Here is a 16,270-nt window from a genome sequence, read left to right as displayed (position 1 = left end):
GAAGTCCTCTGGCATAGTGTGATGCCAGAGGACAGACAATTATAAAGCCGCCTGGAGACCGGCCTGATTAAGAAAATTCCAGGGTTTATTAAAGTGTGGCTGGAAAAAGAAATCAATGTATCCTAGTTCATCAATTGTCATGCTGTTTTGAATGCACACAGATAGTGTATTAATCGATTGCGTTACATCAGCTTTAGAGATCACCTGCGCACCTAAAATTCTCCTGTTCTCTTCTTCATAGACAACTTTTAACGTAATGACTTCATAATCTGGCATAAATTCAGGACGGTTATTTTCTTCGATTGTGATTGTTTTCACATTCTTTCCCGCACGAAGAGCTGCCTTCTCGGTTAATCCAGTAGAAGCCATACTATAATCAAAAAGATGCAACCCTGACGTTCCTTGAGTACCCATATATCTGATTGTCGGCTCCATAATGTTATGTCCAACGAGCGTTCCCATTCGAACCGCATTTGTAGCTAGAGGAATATAAGCATTTTCGCCAGTTGGATTATAACGAATCGCACAGCTATCGCCCGCAGCAAAAATCGTATGTTGACTCGTTCTCATATATTCATCCACAATAATGGCACCGTTTGGCATCATATCTACTTGACCTTTAAGAAGATCTGTATTTGGACGAAAACCTACTGAAAGGATAACGAGATCTGTTTCATATTCACCTTTAGTTGTTACCACTTTAGAGACGGTCTCTTCACCTTCGAAGCGAGTTACCGTTTCATTAAGAGCAAGCTTTATCCCACGCTCTCTAAAGTCTTCTTCTATAACATTTGTGAATTCAGGATCAAGATATTTACTTAAAATACGGTCTTCTCCATCGATAAGCGTTACTTCTTTTCCATACTTCCGAAAAGCCTCTACTAATTCAACGCCAATATAGCCTGCACCAATTACGGTGACGCGCTTAGCATCTTTCGCTTTTTCAATAATTGTATTGGCTTGGGTGTAATTTTTAGATAAAAGGATATTATGAAGTTGAATTCCTTCAATTGGCGGTACGATTGGCCATGAACCAGTCGCCATCACTAGTTTATCGTAATCATCTTCAAACACTTCGTTTGTTTTTATATTTTTAATACGAATACGATTATTTTTAGAATCAATTTGCAATACTTCGTGCTTCATTTTCATCGTTACGCCCATCTCTTCTAATTTTTCAGGAGATGAGTAGAATAACCCCTGCGGATCCTTTACAACTCCACCTACATATAGAGCAATTCCACATGATAAGAAGGATACATTATCATTACGCTCATAAACAGTAATACTAGCTTCTGGATAACGTCTTGCTATATTTGTAACTGCCGCTGTTCCGGCATGTGTACATCCAACTACTGCTACCTTCATCAAAACTCCTCCTTATTAAATTGTGAATAATTTCACATATAAAACAGTAGGTATGTGATGAATTTCACAATTTCTATATTCTTAGTATACGATATCTCTTCCATAGTCGCAATCAATTTGCTCAATATTTCACAATATATTCTCAAGAAGAAGTCGTATCACTATCCCATCTCTATACAAAGCGTTAGGATAGAAGGAGATTGCTTATACTAACAAAGCGAATAGAAGGAGATGCAGGACGATTGATAAACTTAAGTATTCTTGATCAAGCTCCCATTCCCTCAGGAAGTGACTCATATACAACCCTTGAAAATACACGAAACCTTGCGATTTTAGCAGAAGATCTAGGATATAAACGATACTGGTTTGCAGAACACCACAGCACAAAAGGGCTAGCTAGCACAGCTCCTGAGATTATGATGGCACATATCGCAGCCTCAACAAATCGCATTAAAGTAGGTTCGGGAGGTGTCTTACTCCCACAATACAGTCCTTTTAAAGTAGCCGAAAACTTTCGTCAGTTAGAAGCTCTGCACCCCGGTCGAATTGACCTTGGCGTAGGACGTTCTCCTGGAGGTACAGCAAAAACGAGACTTGCTTTAACAGATGGCGTAAATAAAAACTTAAATGAGTTTCCTCGTCAGTTAAAAGAGCTTTCTCACTACTTAACTGATTCCATGCCTAGCGGACATGAATATGCTGGTATCAAAGCAGCACCACAAACTAATACCCCGCCTTCTCTCTGGCTTCTGGGCATGGGAGAAAATAGTGCAAAAAAAGCAGCAGAGTTAGGCATTGGCTATGTTTTTGGCCACTTCATTAAACCCGATCGAGGAGAAAATACGTTAAAAACCTACTATGAATTGTTCACATCAACCTACTATAGTTCATCCCCATCAGCAATCATAGCGCTTTTTGTTGTTTGTGGAGAAACAGATGAACATGCTGAGGAACTTGCTCAAAGCCAGGACCTCTGGCTTTTACGTGTTGAAAAAGGCCTCGATAGTCGTATTCCCTCTCCTGAAGAAGCAAGGAAATATCGATATACAGCTTCCGAAAAGGAAAGGATAGAGATAAACCGAAAGCGAATGATTATTGGTTCTCCGTCTACAGTAAAAAAGAAAATCGATGACTTGGGCGAGCTTTATGAGACAGAAGAATTTATGGTACTGACAAACTTACACGACCCTAAAGAACGGAAAAATTCATATGAACGCCTTGCACACCTTTATTTATAAGGCTCTTTTCTATTAGATTGTTGCTTTTGAATCAATTATTGAATAAAAAACCACGCTTCGCTAATTGTAGCGGAAGGATGCTCGACTCCTGCGGGACTAGCGGGACAGGTGAGACCCCACAGGAGCGAAAGCGACGAGGAGGCTCACCGCCCGCCCCGCGGAAAGCGGGTAGGAGCGGAAATTAACCGCTTATCTAAAAGCAACAATATCTACGAAAAGAGCCATTTATAAAGACATCTAAAAGACAAACTCCCCTATTCTTAAACGAATTAGGGGAGTTCATCATTATTCAGTTAATTCCGCTCGATGCCGTATGCGATAGAATTCATAGAAATTCTTAACAATGACTTTAATAACTGAATAAAGTGGGATAGCAATCAGCATTCCAATAAAGCCATATAAAGCAGCTGCTACAATGAGTAGTAAAATAATCGTTAAAGGATGAATGTTTAACCTTTTGCCAAGTACTACAGGGGCTACCAGGTTTCCTTCTAGTTGTTGAACGACTATTGTAATAATAATCACATACAACGCTAAAATAGGTTCTTGAGTTAAAGCCACCACAAGTGCTGGGATAACTCCAATGATAGGTCCAAAGAATGGAACCACAGCTGTGACCATAACAAACAGTCCTAATATTAATGCATAAGGTAGGCCAATAATTAAATAGCCCACATACATTAAGATACCGTCTACAATCGCTACAATAATTTGCCCGATGATATAAGCAGATAGCGTTTCATCTATCTTATGAAGAATCTTTCGCCCTTCCCCTTGATGTTTATTAGGGATTAACTTCAACAGAAAAGGACTTAATTTGTGATCATCCTTAAGGAAATAAAACAGAACAAAAGGCACAATGACAAGAACTGTGGTGGCACTTGTTAATGCACTAACAACTTGCATTATATGATCACCCAAATTTTGTGTTAAATTCCCTAAAAAGCCTGTTGCTTTTTGTTGGAGATTTTCTACCGAAAACATTCCCATATCCTTATTCTCCATCATCTTTTCTGCATCTTTTGCTGATTCCTTCAACTTCTCAGGTAATTCCTTTGAAAACTCAGATACCTGGCTTTGAATCGGATTTGCTAGAAAAGTAAAACCTGTATAGAGGATACCTGCAATCGCTAAAAACACGACTAATATCGCCGCAAGATCCGACACATAGGGAATTTTCTTCATTAACTTAACAATTGGCTTAATCGCATAGTATAAAAAGCCAGCAATAAGAACGGGGTAGAAAAGTGTACCGATAATTGTTTTTACTGGTTTTACTAAACCTAACTCCGTTAAAAAGAAGAAACAAATTAATAATAGAATTATACCTGTAATATACTTAAAAAAATCATGTTTAATCCACATTGGTCGTCTCCTTTGGTTATTTCGTTGCACTCTAACTCCTATACCACTCAACTATCTTTTCCTAACTTCGTTTTCAAAAAAAGTTTCTTATTCCAAGTAATCAGGATGAAAACGTAAGAAAGGAGAGACGGATAACTCCGCTCCCCCATTTTTGTTATAACATGGTTAAAATTTCCGCTAAGTTCTTACTTGTTACTTTACGTTCCAATCGTTTTTGAGCTCGTTTTTGCGCCAGCACATTAAGTTGCCTCTCCCCTTCTGTTTCTGGTTCGATTCCAGGGACTTGCATCGGCTTTCCTTCAAGCAAAGCAACAAACGAAATAAAGCACGTAGCTGCTATACGATTTGCACCTGTCAATAAATGTTCAGCGGTTACTTTCACAAAAACTTCCATAGAACTTTTTCCTGTCCAAATGACAAATGCTTCATAATGAATCGAATCTTCTTCGGTAATAGGATGCAAAAACTCAACTGTATCCATTGATACCGTGACGCATTCTAGACGAGAATGCCTTGTTGCTGCGATTGATGCTAACATATCCATGTCCGCAAGTAATTTCCCTCCAAATAAGGTTCCGTGACTGTTCAAGTCCGGTGGAAAAATACGACTGCTCTTATAGACTCTTGATTCGCTTACTGTCTTTTTCATATCCTCTCTCCTTTTCCAAACAATAAAAAATGCATCCTCTTCACATAAGAGCATGCATAACGAATAGGCATCATCTAGCCTTCTCGATACACCCCCCTATCATCCGTAGGTCAATCAGTGCTTTAGAAAAGGCAGGTCTCCTGACTTGAAGCTTCTTAGAACGAATACTCCTTCCCTATCATTGATAAGTGAAATAACGCATCGTTTATACTTCTTACAGTGGCGGGACCGCATTGGATTTACACCAATTTCCCTATTATGTACTGGATCCAGCACACCTTTTCCATATTTATTCAATTGTACTTCTTCATTCTTTACTTCTTTCTTTACAAAGTCAAGACACGTCCTTAATCAAACGTTTGTTTAATCTCTTTTTTTATTAATCAAACGTTTGTTTAACAAAATGTCTAAAAAAAAGACGCCATTTAGGCGCCTAATAGTCATTCACTCGTAGAGTTCTCAACCATATTATTTAATTCTGATAGGCTGTTTCCCTCGAATCGTTTTCCATCAACCAGTAAGGCAGAGGTTGCCGAAACATTTTGCTTGTTTGCATAAGCAAGATCAGCTTCTACTGCTTTTTCACCGGCTCCACCTTTATAGGCAGCAACAACCTTATCTGTTTCTTCCTCACTCACCAATCCACTAAGAGTTTCGGTTAAAAACGACAAAGTTGGTTTGTTTTTATCTACCTGAAGCTCATCATAGACAACGTGGTGAAATTGCCAGAAAACATCGTTACCAAGTTCTTGATAAACCACTTCAGCAAACTCAGCTGCTTTAGTTGAATCCTCACCTACAAATGGGTGCTGAACGAAGTAAAATTTAACTTTCCCCGTAGCAATTAGTTCTTCTTGAATCAATGGAAGGAAAGAATGATTAAATGATTGACAGGAAGGGCACCGATAGTCACCAAAAGCCACCAATTCTACCGGAGCCGTTTCTTCTCCTAGAAAAGGTTGATTTTCTAACTGAAAGCCTTTCGTATCAGCAAATGGCTTAAATCGCATGCTAATAACCAAAAGGACAAGCACAATACCTACAATTAAGAAAAACCATCTGGCACTTCGTTTTAACTTCTTTTTAGGTTTAGCCATTCACTCACTTCCTCTTTAATCCTTCGATTCCGACTCCTGGTTAAATGGTAACGACCTGATCAAGCAGTTGGAAAGGCTATAAGGCCCGCCTCCGCTTAAAAAAAGCGAGACCGACATCGCTAGAAAAGCGATATCTAACTCATAGCCGCCAAGCATACCTGTTGACCTTTTTACTGTAAGAAGCGCGCCGATTAGAATCATAGAAAATAACACGCTAATGAAACGTGTTCCTATGCCAAGAATCATTAAAACTCCTCCAGCTATCTCAATAACAGCAACAACATAAGCTAGAAAACCAGCAATCCCAATTGTTTCAAAGAATGCTATTGTGTTTTCAATACCTCCAGAAAACTTTAAAAACCCATGAACAAAAAAAAGCACACCTACGACCAATCGAATTGTTAACAATCCGAGATGGGGATAGGTTTTCATCGCTGATCCTCCCCAGATACTAACATTATTTGACACCGTTCGACAGAGTCATCCGCTTAAACGTTATCATAGGGAATGGCTATGACGCAAAAGGATTACGACCTATTTTTCACTGCTTTTGACGTCTTGTAAGTGTCGAATGACGGATGATCTGGTTAATCACTTCTGAGAATACTAATCCGACTGCAATCGAACCTGAAATCATAAAAGCTTTTGCTGCGAGGTTAATGGCATTGTTATAGTCATTTTGGACAAAATTCCGCATCGCATCATACGCTAATCCACCAGGAACAAGCGGAATAATTCCCGCTACGCTAAAAATAATAACGGGCGTCCGGTACATTTTTGCAAAAACCTGACTAATCACAGCAATAAAGAAAGAAGCGGTCACCGTTGCAACGACTACATCGATTCCTAACGCTTCCATAACATAATAAATCATCCAACCGCACATGCCGACAAACCCACCTTTTATTAGGGAGGATTTCGGTGCATTAAACAACAAGCCAAAAGCTGCGCTTGCCACAAAGCTCGTTACAATCTGAGCAACAAATGTCATTTCCTTACTTCCTTTCTACAAAAATGATACGACAAGCGCAATACCGGCTCCGATTGCAAAAGCTGTTAAAAAAGCTTCTGCGCCTTTTGATAACCCGGAAATAAGATGTCCAGCCATTAAATCCCTTACAGCGTTTGTAATTAACAAACCCGGAACAAGTGGCATAACCGAACCAATAATAATTTTATCGAGTTGTTCACCAAGTCCGATCGAAACAAATAGAACAGCAAGTAGACCAATTACGAATGAAGCAAGAAATTCAGCAAAAAACTTTATAGGTACGAGACGATTAAATAGGGTTACACTATAAAAGCCACCTCCGCCAGCAAGAACGGCAGGCACAAAATCATTCCACTGACCTTCGAACATAATTAAGAAACAACCGCTGGCAACCGCGGCAGCAATGAATTGTTTCGGAAAGGTATAGCGCTCGGTCATCTTATCAAGACGATAAAGCTCATTGTATGCTTCTTGAATCGATAAATCGCCGCTACTTATCCGTCTGGAAATACTATTTACTTTTGTCACCTTATCGAGATCAGTCGTTCGATCTGATATGCGGATTAACTGCGTTTTGGAAGGTTCAGGACCTTCAATTGAAAAAATAATACCCGTTGGTGTTACGTAACTATTCGAATGAGAAGCACCGTAAGCGTCCGCTATTCGCGTCATCGTATCTTCTACTCGATACGTCTCTCCACCGTTTTGTAGCATGACCTTTCCTGCCAATAGACACACTTGTATAATGTCGTACGCATAACTCGATTGATTTTCCATACCTCGCTCCTGACAAGCTTAAAATAATCTTAATGACACTTAGTTTATATGAACCTGCTAATATTTATCAAATATTAACGTAGTCACCCTTTCGATTATTTAATACGTTGAGAAAAAGAGAAAATAGCGCAAGGCTTAGCCCCGCGCTATTGCTGTGAAGTCCTTTGCATCTGTGAATAGATTGACATATACGTATTGGATTCTTCTACCTTACCCATCTCACGGTAAACTTTCGTTAACCATTGTACTGGAGTTGGGTCTGTTGGATGAAGCTCCATCTCCCAATCAAAGCAGGTAATCGCTTCATCATACTGCTTCATTTTATGATAAAGTTTTCCTAACTGAAATTGCTTATCGGGATCATCCTGAATATCTACCATCGTTTGCACCGTTGATAGTATCGAGAGATCGTTGTTTTTCTCAATAAAAGGCTTCACCCAACTATAGACGTAGCTTAATCCAAATTCATGGAGCATTCTTGGTATAAGCGCATGAAGCAAACCATCTAGGTAAGGTCGATTTTCTTTATGTCCAAGTAAATTTTGTAGAGAAATGAAATCAATAGCTGCCATGGAGATGCTTTCATCTTGAAAGGCTTTTAGTAGAAGTTCATATTCACTTTGTAAGATCGCTCTCTGTTTTTCGGATAATAAATGAATCGCTTCGCTTGTTTTATTCAAATACATGAGCGCTTCAAAAGCATTTTTCCTGAGTTGTAAGTGGTGAGGCGCTTCAGCGTACATTAACCAAAGCAGACGAGCTCTCTCAGGTTCAGAGAGTGTGACATGGATAAGGGATTGTGGGTCCAATTCTTCCTCACAAGGAGACTGGAGATATAGGTGGAGTCGCAATGCGGATAATTCAAACATACGTTTTTCTTTACGAAAGATCGTTTCAAGAGAGGTGTGATTTAGCTTCAAATCGTCGTAAGCCTTGATTTCAGCAAACAGGGGATCTGCCTCTACAAGCTCACTGTAATCTCCTTCATATATATTTCTTATTGTTTGGTATTCTAACTTGCGCGCTAGCTCAAGTGCCCACTTATTTGTTGGATCAAAATGTAGCATTGTAGCTAGAATTTGAAACGCTAAGCGCAATTGCCCGTTCCGTCGGTACTCGTAGAAGTGCTTTCGCATTAACTTGATAATCGTATCGTTCGAGAGAAATGAGTCAAAGTAAGAAAAAATAAAGGCTGTCTCTTGAGGAGTGTAATGCTTTTGGACAGATTGAAAGACTTGCTTAGTGGATTTGAGGAGAAGCGTTCGATTAGACAAAAAATGATCTATAAGCGGATGTGAAGCTTGAAGTACGATGCCATTCTGGAAAGCTTTCTCAACGAGAGAACCACTCTTCATTTCGGCTGTTTTTCCTGTAATAAAATCATCTTTATAGAAGAAAAGATAAAATTTGCTTCCGTCTACCTTCTCTGCTTCAAGAATTTTCATTCTGTGATGAATCGCTAGGCGTTCTACACGTAATTGGACTTGTCGTTGATTCGAGATGACAGTAACACTTTGAGGTTGCTCGATCATTGAAATCCCTCCCGGGCAGAGCTGAATTTGATACCTTCCACCTTTATTCTACCACTCTGTTGCATAGGAATAAAGCGAACAATCCCTCCTTGCAGAAAGTAAGTCGAACAAACGAATTTAAGAAAGACAGGCTTGCCTCCCTTCTAGCTTCTATAGCTTCCGTATCCAGCTCATTACCAATTGCTTTATTTCGGGTTCGATCGGACTTTTTACCTGATTTTGTAATCATTCATAATACTTGAGAATCGATTTAAAACGGCGTGTCATTTCCTTGAATGCATTTATCTTTAGCTTCTTTGTATTCTCATTTCAATCGACAGTTCCGCTGCCATGAGTCATCACAATAGCAGGAGACTTCCCTTCCATTCCAGAAGGTAATGAAAGAGAAGCAATTTTAACAGCTCTTTCTTAAAATCGATTATTAAGGAATTCTTGATGATCAGTGTAATTCCATTATACCTAATCCTCACTGTAGTCATTTGAGGTTACATACCAAGTTTTATAATGTTAGATTTTCTCACGTTATGTGTTACTACTTTATGAAAGAACATGTATAATGAACATTTGTGCGACAGATTCTAACGTATTGTTGTTATTATCAGAAAATACGTTATTTTTTCCATTATTTTAAAAAAAAGATTCCTAGCCCGCGTTAGATTCTGAACAAATAAGGGAAGTGTGATAATATCTTCCATTCCTCTTTCCTAAATCTTTTTATAGAAGGGACTTACATATGGATATTCTAAAAACGATTGTTGATGCTGGTAATGAACTCATCTGGTCAAACATTTTAATTGTTATTCTCATTGGTGTCGGTCTTTATTTCACGATTCGTTCACGATTCGTTCAATTTCGCCTGTTTGGTGAAATGTTTCATGTACTCTCAGAAAAAGAAACGATGAAAGGAAGAAAGAACTCAGTCTCGAGTTTACAAGCTTTCTTTATTAGTACGGCATCTCGTGTCGGGACTGGAAACCTTGCAGGCGTAGCCTCTGCCGTTAGTATTGGTGGCCCCGGTGCTGTTTTCTGGATGTGGGTCATTGCTCTACTCGGAGCAGCTAGTGGATTTGTCGAAAGTACGCTTGCTCAAATATATAAAGTTCGTGATGGAGATGACTTCCGAGGCGGACCTGCTTACTATATGCAACGCGCATTAAATGCTCGTTGGTTAGGGATCATTTTCGCTGTTTTAATTACGTTCAGTTTTGGACTTGTATTTAACTCTGTTCAATCAAATACGATTGCACTTGCCTTTGAAAATTCTTTTGATGTAAACCGATGGGTATTGGGTGCAATCTTGACTGTGGCAACTGCCATCATTATTTTCGGTGGCGTTCGTAGAATTGCAGTCGTTTCACAGATCATTGTTCCAATAATGGCCGGCATTTACGTCATTGTTGCAGCTTTTGTTCTAATCGTAAACTTTACTGAAATCCCTGCAATGATTGCTCTTATTTTCCAACACGCTTTTGGATTTAAAGAAGTAACTGGAGGAGGAGTTGGAGCTGCAATGCTACTAGGTATTAAACGCGGTCTCTTCTCTAACGAAGCAGGTATGGGTAGTGCTCCAAACGCAGCAGCTACTGCGGACGTGTCTCACCCGGTAAAACAGGGTCTTATTCAGGCGCTTGGTGTGTTTGTTGATACGCTACTAATTGCAACAGCTACAGCCTTTATGATTTTAATGTCAGACGGTTATGTTGACTCAAAACTAGATGGCGTCCAACTGACACAAGAAGCAATGAACCAGCATTTAGGTAGTGGTGCAGGAATCTTCGTTGCCGTCGCCGTTCTTCTATTCGCCTTTAGTTCCATTATTGGTAACTATTATTATGGTGAGACGAATATCGAATTTATTAAATCTAGTAAAACCGCCCTTCTTATTTACCGACTCGCCGTACTTGCTATGGTCATGTTTGGTGCTAAAGCTGGATTTGGTATCGTGTGGGGCATGGCTGATCTCTCCATGGGACTAATGGCGCTTCTTAACTTAATTGTTATCTCAATTATAGGTAAAGTTGCCTTTGTTGCTCTTAAAGATTATCGAGATCAGCGTAAAGCTGGGAAAGATCCTCAGTTCTATGCGGATACGATTAAAGGATTAAAATCAGATATATGGACGAATAAGCCAGTGAAAGACAAATCCAACTAAATGACTATTTTTCACCCCATGAAGGAAAAGCCTGTTTGGTAACTCTTTTCATGGGGTATTTTCTTTTATAGAAACACGAAAGGAGCGGTTTATCTTATGAGTAACAATAAAGGGTTAAGTGACAAAGTAAAAGGTGCTGTTTCCAAAACAAAAGGTGAAGTAAAAGATCAGGTTGGGAACGCAAAGAATGACCATCGCCTTCAAGAAGAAGGTAAGCGCGATAAGTCGAAAGGCGAATACCAGGATCGTAAAGGAAATTTAAAGAACTAAGAAAAGAAAAGGAAAGGAGAGCGAAACCGCTCTCCTTTCCTTTTTCTTTAGGATCGACCTGAATTATTCCCGATCTTCTTCATATTATCTTGAAGTTCTAAAATACGCTTCGTACCTTCATCACGTAAACGTTTATTTTCGTCCTCAATCGCACGCGTTTCTTCCATCCCTTTTACGATTGTGTTCCAGGATTCCTCAATCGTTTCAATCTTCACACTCGGTCTACCTGACAATTTCGCAATCTCAACACTTTGATTTGAGATATTCTGCGCATTGTTTTTCAACATTTCATTTGTACGACGATCCAACTCATTCATAGAGTCAGCAACAAGCTTTTGGCGCTTAGCTGTTACAGCTTGAATGACACCATTTTTGAAAACTGGAATGGTAATAATGAAGGCTGAATTGATTTTCCCAATCAACTTTGTATTTCCTCGTTGCAGAAGACGTATTTGTGGAGCTGTTTGAATGGCCACCATTCTTGCCATTTCAAGATCATATATGCGTTCCTCAAGCGTTTGAATCGCATTATTTAACGTATCCAGTTCCATTTGCGCCATCTGATCACCAGCGCTAACTTTCTGCTGAATAGCAGGAACTTTGTCTTGAAGCTCTTCAAGTTTAATTTGACCTGCAACAACGTATTTCTCTAGTTCTACATAATAGTTTAGATTATGTTGGTACATTTCATCTAGTGTACCTGTTGAACGTGACATTTCATCTTTATATTTCGAAATTTCAACATGTACTTTCTCAATTTCTCCACCAAGCGTTTGATATTTGCCAAAAATCTTCTCAACCATATCATTGCCTTTTTTGAAGAATTTTGAAAGAAAGCCTGTTTTCGGCTCTTCAAAGTCTTTTTTATCGAATCGATCCATAATTTTCCCGAGCTGCTTCAGCATTTCTCCAGAATCAGTAACGCTTGTTGTGCGCATCATTGATAAAATTTTATCGGAGAACTTCGAAATCTCAACAGCAGGTTCTTTACCGAACTCAAGTAAAGCCATTTGATCTCTTACATCAATTTCACCTGCGAGCTTCTGAACTTCTTGCTCCTCACGAAGCTTCAGACGGACATCTTCCGCCTTCGCTTCTGTGATCTCTTCGTTTTTATCAAGCGTTGTTAAACCTGTTTCATTCGTCATGGACGATCACTCCTATGATTATAATTTAATTGATTTAAACAGCTTCCGAATAACAGAAGGTTCTTTAAAATCCTGACGATATGCCATTTCCTCTAGCCAATGAATATCAAATTGATTTGCATCAATAAAGCGCTCGATACATTGGTGGCCTGGTGGATTGTAAAGAATAATATCAATACCAAATTCATTTAGCAGATGTAAAACGGCTGCATCGGATCGAGAAAGCGTGCCATTCATTTCTGTATTATATAAAACAACTTTTGGTACTTCCTGAGAGTAATCGAACGTTTGAATTAAATGAACAAACTCTTCAGAAATATTGGTGGTTTGTGAAAAAAGATAAAGTTTTATTTCTTCTTCTGACTCATTACCTTCAGGAAGTAACTTAGGGTTGTTGCACATTCTCGAAATCGCCTGTCCAATTGCCTTTTGCGTTTCATTTGGCAAGTGCTTATATTGCCACCAGTTACCTTGCATCATGATTTCCGGATCCAATACACCTTCTTGATTTAATGCATGTTGATAGTGAAACTTTTGATTGGCTCTCGTTTCCTGAGTAAAAGGGAATTGACGTATCATAACAGTTGATTTCATTTCGCTGATATCTTGAAGTCTGTTCCAATATTCCTTCTTATTCTCTGAAACTCCCATAACCTTGGCAAATAAAGACGGGATGTGAACGCTTCCGTTATCCACTTTGAAATTTGGCCGAATGAATGCTTTTTCCTTTGCAATTAAGAACATTTCATCATAGGTGGTTTTTAATGTGACGGACTTTGGAGCATAACTTCTTAATTGCCATGGTTTAAACAACTGGGAGCCTTCATGGTGAAGGACCATATCCATTTCTTTCGTTGCCCGATAGGCGACAGTAGAACGTCTCTCCGGCTTTTCGATCGGAAAAGCTTCTAGTTTAGCAGTTGCAGGTAGTTTGCGCTTCTCCATGAAATCTCCATTCGGATCGATTTCCTGAAACGAATCGATGCCTTCAGGATGGAAATAAAGCACATCACATCCAAGTTCAACTAAATAAAGTAAGAAGTATTGCTGACTAGTTGTTGCTTCTCCGTACCAAACAACACCGGGCATTTTGATTTCAAACTGAGTTTCTGCTAGCCACGGATCGAGGTGATTCCACGTCCATTTCATTAAATCAACAAGGACCCTGCGGAATTCAGGATGACTAAATCCATCCTGGTGCTGTTTTTCAAAAAGAGTAAGGGTTGCAATTAATGATTTTCGTATATGGCGATGTAAAGATGGATTTTGATGAGACGGAATAAGCTTAGCACCTTCTAGGAAAGCAACGAACCGATTTGCCGAGAGTCCGTTTTCTTTTTGGTTAATCGAATGGATCGATTGTATCGCTTGAAGTCGCTCAGGACTTATCACTTTGTTCAATTCTTCGCTTAGCACATGAAATTGATTTGACTTGTACAGATCATGCAATTGTAAGAAATAGTCATTCTCATCATAGTAGCTTCCGAGAAATCTACCAACTATTTGCGTAATGTGTAGTTCTTTTCCATTCTCATAAAAATCACGCTCTGGAAACGACTGAAGTAACCGTTCTTTTAGATTCTCATCATCAAGCGATGCTTTTTTGATCAGAATTTGATCATAGTAACTCATGGTGTTCTCCCCGCTTTCTCATTCCTTTCCGGAGGATGGTCTATTAGGATCAATCCTCCTTACATTCCTACAATTTTTAAAACGTACTCGCACTCTTTCCCTCAATATAACATTTTCTATCTTTCAGAATAACATACTATTTCTTCCATGCTTAACTGTTTTGTTCTGAAGTGAGCTTGCTTAACGATAAGTCTTCCGTAATTGATAATAGAATCTCGTCTGAAGCAGGCATTCCATGTGCTTCTGTTTTATGTAAACCTGGATAGCTTTCAAGAACTTCACCATGCAACGGAACAAATCCATAATCGCCATACTTAACAAGCTCATAGTCTAATAATGAGTCTCCGGCTGTATAAACGTAAGAAAGCCCTAGCTCATTCTTCAGATACTCGACCGCTTTCCATTTGTTTACTGGATTTGGTACAAAGTACAGCTTTTTTCCCTGAAGACTCGGTTGCCAACCTTGTTCACGTGCCCATTCAAACAATGAAGAAAGTTCTTCTCGGGATACTTGATCACGTTGAATAATGAGATAAATAAAGAGATGATCGGCCTGACGAATTCGCTCCACCCAGTTCCCTGTAATTCGTTCCTCTAGTTGACGTATAAAAACAGGAAGAGATAAACACGTTTCGAGTGATGCTTTTAACTGATCTGACCACCCCTTTACAACATTCCCATCCTTTAAAATATGACCACCATTGCTCGTTATAGCATATTCTGGTTGAATGGCTGTTTGAAACAGCGTAATTCGTTGGTATTGTTCAATTGTTCTCGTTGTGACAGGAATAAAGTAGATTTCATTATTCAGTTTCTGCAAAGCTTTACGCGAATAACTCGAAATATAAGAAATATCTTTTCCATCAAGCGTTTCAATCAAATGAACGTCTGTTGCAGTACTAGGATCAATCATGCGATGAGAATAAATTAAAGTGCGATCTAAATCGCTCGCAAAAGCCCTCATTATTCTTTATCCAGTGGCTTAATGAGCCCACAGCATGAATAAGACATATTAGAGTACTCTTCTATTGGCACGCCCCGATCCCTTGCCAAAATGAGAATATGTTCAAGATTCATTTCAGCGTTTGGATGAACGAGGATCTTCCAGGGCACCCGTCGCAGCAAAACTCTCGTTGTTTCTCCAACACCTGGTTTAATGAGGTGGCTATTCGTTATACCAAAATCGCGCTGGATATTCTCAATTGATTCTAGCCCTTTCCACTCAGGCTTCCGCTTCTGCTTTTTGATCTCTTCTAATCCGCTTTTCACCTCATTATCTATGAGAGGAAACTGACTGCAAATCGTATCGACATACAAATTTGAAACATCTTCTGAAGCTAGCTCTGAGTAGTACTTCGCTCCATGGAAATCACCTTTATGGATCCAGCGTTTATTTAACACGGTACGACTAACAAGTCCTGAAACAGTTGAATTTAAACAGGCACTTGGAATAAGAAAATCTTCACGCGTTCCAAAGAGAGACGAGCAGTCACCAGGGTCAGCTAAAACAGCTAACTCACTTGATAAGTTCTCTCCAGTCATTGTATTGAATTCATCAACTGACTTTGTTAATTCATTTGTAATGGCTCCCTTACCCGTCCAGCCATCAATAAATGAAATCGAAGAACCAGGATGTTCATTTAAAATATACCGAAGTGCTTCCTCATCAATCCCTCTATCGCGAATGATCGAGATGCTGTAATGAGGGAAACTTTGATCGTACTTATAAAAAAGATAGCGTTTGATCAGAACTCCAATTGGCGTTCCTGCTCGAGCTAAAGAAACCAGTACGGTTTGAAAGCCTCTTTCCGCTACGATTTGTTCGGCCACCACGCCTACGGCTACGGCGACTTTATGTTTTGTTTCCTCAAGTGAAGCGTAGAACAGCTTCATGTATTCTTCGGTAGGGTTATATTCAATTGGTAGCATTTCTGAATAGTGCGTTCCTTGTTGGATCGCTTGCTCTCTTTCATCGGTGCTTTTTTCCATCGTTATTTCTGATAAATCTTTTAAAAGAAAAATGACATCTTGCTCAGGATAGCTTCCCATTC

The 16,270-nt window shown here is 39.3% G+C and carries 15 protein-coding genes and 1 riboswitch; of the genes, 3 read left to right on the top strand and 12 right to left on the bottom strand.

The features are described from left to right. Window positions 1–39 precede the first annotated feature (39 nt). The gene (locus tag ATG70_RS20150; protein WP_098446224.1) at window positions 40–1,368 is read right to left on the bottom strand and encodes a CoA-disulfide reductase; all 1,329 of its coding nucleotides are present in this window, start codon (window positions 1,366–1,368) and stop codon (window positions 40–42) included. 242 nt (window positions 1,369–1,610) lie between these two features. On the opposite strand from ATG70_RS20150, the gene ATG70_RS20145 reads away from it, so the two are divergent. Next, window positions 1,611–2,606, top strand: coding sequence for an LLM class flavin-dependent oxidoreductase (locus ATG70_RS20145; RefSeq protein WP_098446223.1), 996 nt, complete (start codon window positions 1,611–1,613; stop codon window positions 2,604–2,606). A 285-nt stretch (window positions 2,607–2,891) separates the two neighbouring features. Here the strand turns inward: ATG70_RS20145 and ATG70_RS20140 are convergent, their stop codons facing one another. The 7 genes from ATG70_RS20140 to ATG70_RS20110 all read right to left on the bottom strand — a co-directional run bounded on the left by ATG70_RS20140 (window position 2,892) and on the right by ATG70_RS20110 (window position 9,017). Further along, the gene (locus ATG70_RS20140; protein ID WP_098446222.1) at window positions 2,892–3,971 is read right to left on the bottom strand and encodes an AI-2E family transporter; all 1,080 of its coding nucleotides are present in this window, start codon (window positions 3,969–3,971) and stop codon (window positions 2,892–2,894) included. A 154-nt stretch (window positions 3,972–4,125) separates the two neighbouring features. Continuing rightward, a complete protein-coding gene (locus ATG70_RS20135; protein WP_098446221.1) occupies window positions 4,126–4,620 on the bottom strand; it encodes an acyl-CoA thioesterase in 495 nt (164 codons plus the stop codon). Window positions 4,621–4,733: 113 nt separating this feature from the next. Further along, window positions 4,734–4,917: riboswitch (cobalamin riboswitch) on the bottom strand. A gap of 143 nt (window positions 4,918–5,060) precedes the next feature. Beyond that, window positions 5,061–5,717 (bottom strand): DsbA family protein, encoded by a 657-nt coding sequence (locus ATG70_RS20130; RefSeq protein WP_098446219.1) that lies wholly within the window; start codon window positions 5,715–5,717, stop codon window positions 5,061–5,063. Window positions 5,718–5,732: 15 nt separating this feature from the next. Then, complete coding sequence (locus ATG70_RS20125) at window positions 5,733–6,149, bottom strand: DoxX family protein (RefSeq protein WP_098446218.1); 417 nt, start codon at window positions 6,147–6,149, stop codon at window positions 5,733–5,735. Between the two features lie 109 nt (window positions 6,150–6,258). Next, window positions 6,259–6,708, bottom strand: coding sequence for a threonine/serine exporter family protein (locus tag ATG70_RS20120; protein ID WP_098446216.1), 450 nt, complete (start codon window positions 6,706–6,708; stop codon window positions 6,259–6,261). 15 nt (window positions 6,709–6,723) lie between these two features. Further along, entirely contained in the window at window positions 6,724–7,485 is a 762-nt protein-coding gene (locus ATG70_RS20115; protein WP_098446215.1) for a threonine/serine exporter family protein, read from the bottom strand. Between the two features lie 146 nt (window positions 7,486–7,631). Further along, on the bottom strand, window positions 7,632–9,017 hold the full coding sequence (locus ATG70_RS20110) for a tetratricopeptide repeat protein (protein ID WP_098446213.1): 1,386 nt from the start codon (window positions 9,015–9,017) through the stop codon (window positions 7,632–7,634). Between the two features lie 733 nt (window positions 9,018–9,750). On the opposite strand from ATG70_RS20110, the gene ATG70_RS20105 reads away from it, so the two are divergent. Next, window positions 9,751–11,169 carry an alanine/glycine:cation symporter family protein gene (locus ATG70_RS20105; RefSeq protein WP_098446212.1) on the top strand — a complete coding sequence of 473 codons (1,419 nt, stop codon included), beginning with the start codon at window positions 9,751–9,753 and terminating at the stop codon, window positions 11,167–11,169. 96 nt (window positions 11,170–11,265) lie between these two features. Beyond that, window positions 11,266–11,439, top strand: coding sequence for a CsbD family protein (locus ATG70_RS20100; protein WP_098446211.1), 174 nt, complete (start codon window positions 11,266–11,268; stop codon window positions 11,437–11,439). A gap of 47 nt (window positions 11,440–11,486) precedes the next feature. Here ATG70_RS20100 and ATG70_RS20095 read toward each other — a convergent pair whose 3' ends face one another. The 4 genes from ATG70_RS20095 to ATG70_RS20080 form a co-directional block, all read right to left on the bottom strand. Continuing rightward, on the bottom strand, window positions 11,487–12,587 hold the full coding sequence (locus tag ATG70_RS20095) for a toxic anion resistance protein (protein WP_098446209.1): 1,101 nt from the start codon (window positions 12,585–12,587) through the stop codon (window positions 11,487–11,489). A gap of 18 nt (window positions 12,588–12,605) precedes the next feature. Next, complete coding sequence (locus tag ATG70_RS20090) at window positions 12,606–14,219, bottom strand: YceG family protein (protein WP_098446208.1); 1,614 nt, start codon at window positions 14,217–14,219, stop codon at window positions 12,606–12,608. Between the two features lie 151 nt (window positions 14,220–14,370). Continuing rightward, window positions 14,371–15,183, bottom strand: a complete 813-nt coding sequence (locus ATG70_RS20085) for an HAD family hydrolase (RefSeq protein ID WP_098446207.1) — start codon at window positions 15,181–15,183, stop codon at window positions 14,371–14,373. Then, complete coding sequence (locus ATG70_RS20080) at window positions 15,183–16,268, bottom strand: cysteine protease StiP family protein (protein ID WP_373560804.1); 1,086 nt, start codon at window positions 16,266–16,268, stop codon at window positions 15,183–15,185. Before ATG70_RS20080 ends, ATG70_RS20085 begins: the two co-directional genes overlap by 1 nt. Between the last annotated feature and the right edge of the window lie 2 nt (window positions 16,269–16,270).

The sequence above is a fragment of the Bacillus sp. es.036 genome (assembly GCF_002563635.1).
Lineage (GTDB): Bacteria > Bacillota > Bacilli > Bacillales > Guptibacillaceae > Guptibacillus.
Note: the sequence above shows the minus strand (reverse complement) of the source record. Positions and strands in the feature narration are given on the sequence as shown.

Bases quoted from the DNA above. Each gene is read 5' to 3' on its own strand.
- ATG70_RS20085 (WP_098446207.1), bottom strand. From the start codon at position 15,183: ATGAGGGCTTTTGCGAGCGATTTAGATCGCACTTTAATTTATTCTCAT.
- ATG70_RS20095 (WP_098446209.1), bottom strand. From the start codon at position 12,587: ATGACGAATGAAACAGGTTTAACAACGCTTGATAAAAACGAAGAGATC.
- ATG70_RS20100 (WP_098446211.1), top strand. From the start codon at position 11,266: ATGAGTAACAATAAAGGGTTAAGTGACAAAGTAAAAGGTGCTGTTTCC.
- ATG70_RS20125 (WP_098446218.1), bottom strand. From the start codon at position 6,149: ATGAAAACCTATCCCCATCTCGGATTGTTAACAATTCGATTGGTCGTA.
- ATG70_RS20130 (WP_098446219.1), bottom strand. From the start codon at position 5,717: ATGGCTAAACCTAAAAAGAAGTTAAAACGAAGTGCCAGATGGTTTTTC.
- ATG70_RS20090 (WP_098446208.1), bottom strand. From the start codon at position 14,219: ATGAGTTACTATGATCAAATTCTGATCAAAAAAGCATCGCTTGATGAT.
- ATG70_RS20110 (WP_098446213.1), bottom strand. From the start codon at position 9,017: ATGATCGAGCAACCTCAAAGTGTTACTGTCATCTCGAATCAACGACAA.
- ATG70_RS20120 (WP_098446216.1), bottom strand. From the start codon at position 6,708: ATGACATTTGTTGCTCAGATTGTAACGAGCTTTGTGGCAAGCGCAGCT.
- ATG70_RS20105 (WP_098446212.1), top strand. From the start codon at position 9,751: ATGGATATTCTAAAAACGATTGTTGATGCTGGTAATGAACTCATCTGG.
- ATG70_RS20080 (WP_373560804.1), bottom strand. From the start codon at position 16,268: ATGGGAAGCTATCCTGAGCAAGATGTCATTTTTCTTTTAAAAGATTTA.
- ATG70_RS20140 (WP_098446222.1), bottom strand. From the start codon at position 3,971: ATGTGGATTAAACATGATTTTTTTAAGTATATTACAGGTATAATTCTA.
- ATG70_RS20115 (WP_098446215.1), bottom strand. From the start codon at position 7,485: ATGGAAAATCAATCGAGTTATGCGTACGACATTATACAAGTGTGTCTA.
- ATG70_RS20135 (WP_098446221.1), bottom strand. From the start codon at position 4,620: ATGAAAAAGACAGTAAGCGAATCAAGAGTCTATAAGAGCAGTCGTATT.
- ATG70_RS20150 (WP_098446224.1), bottom strand. From the start codon at position 1,368: ATGAAGGTAGCAGTAGTTGGATGTACACATGCCGGAACAGCGGCAGTT.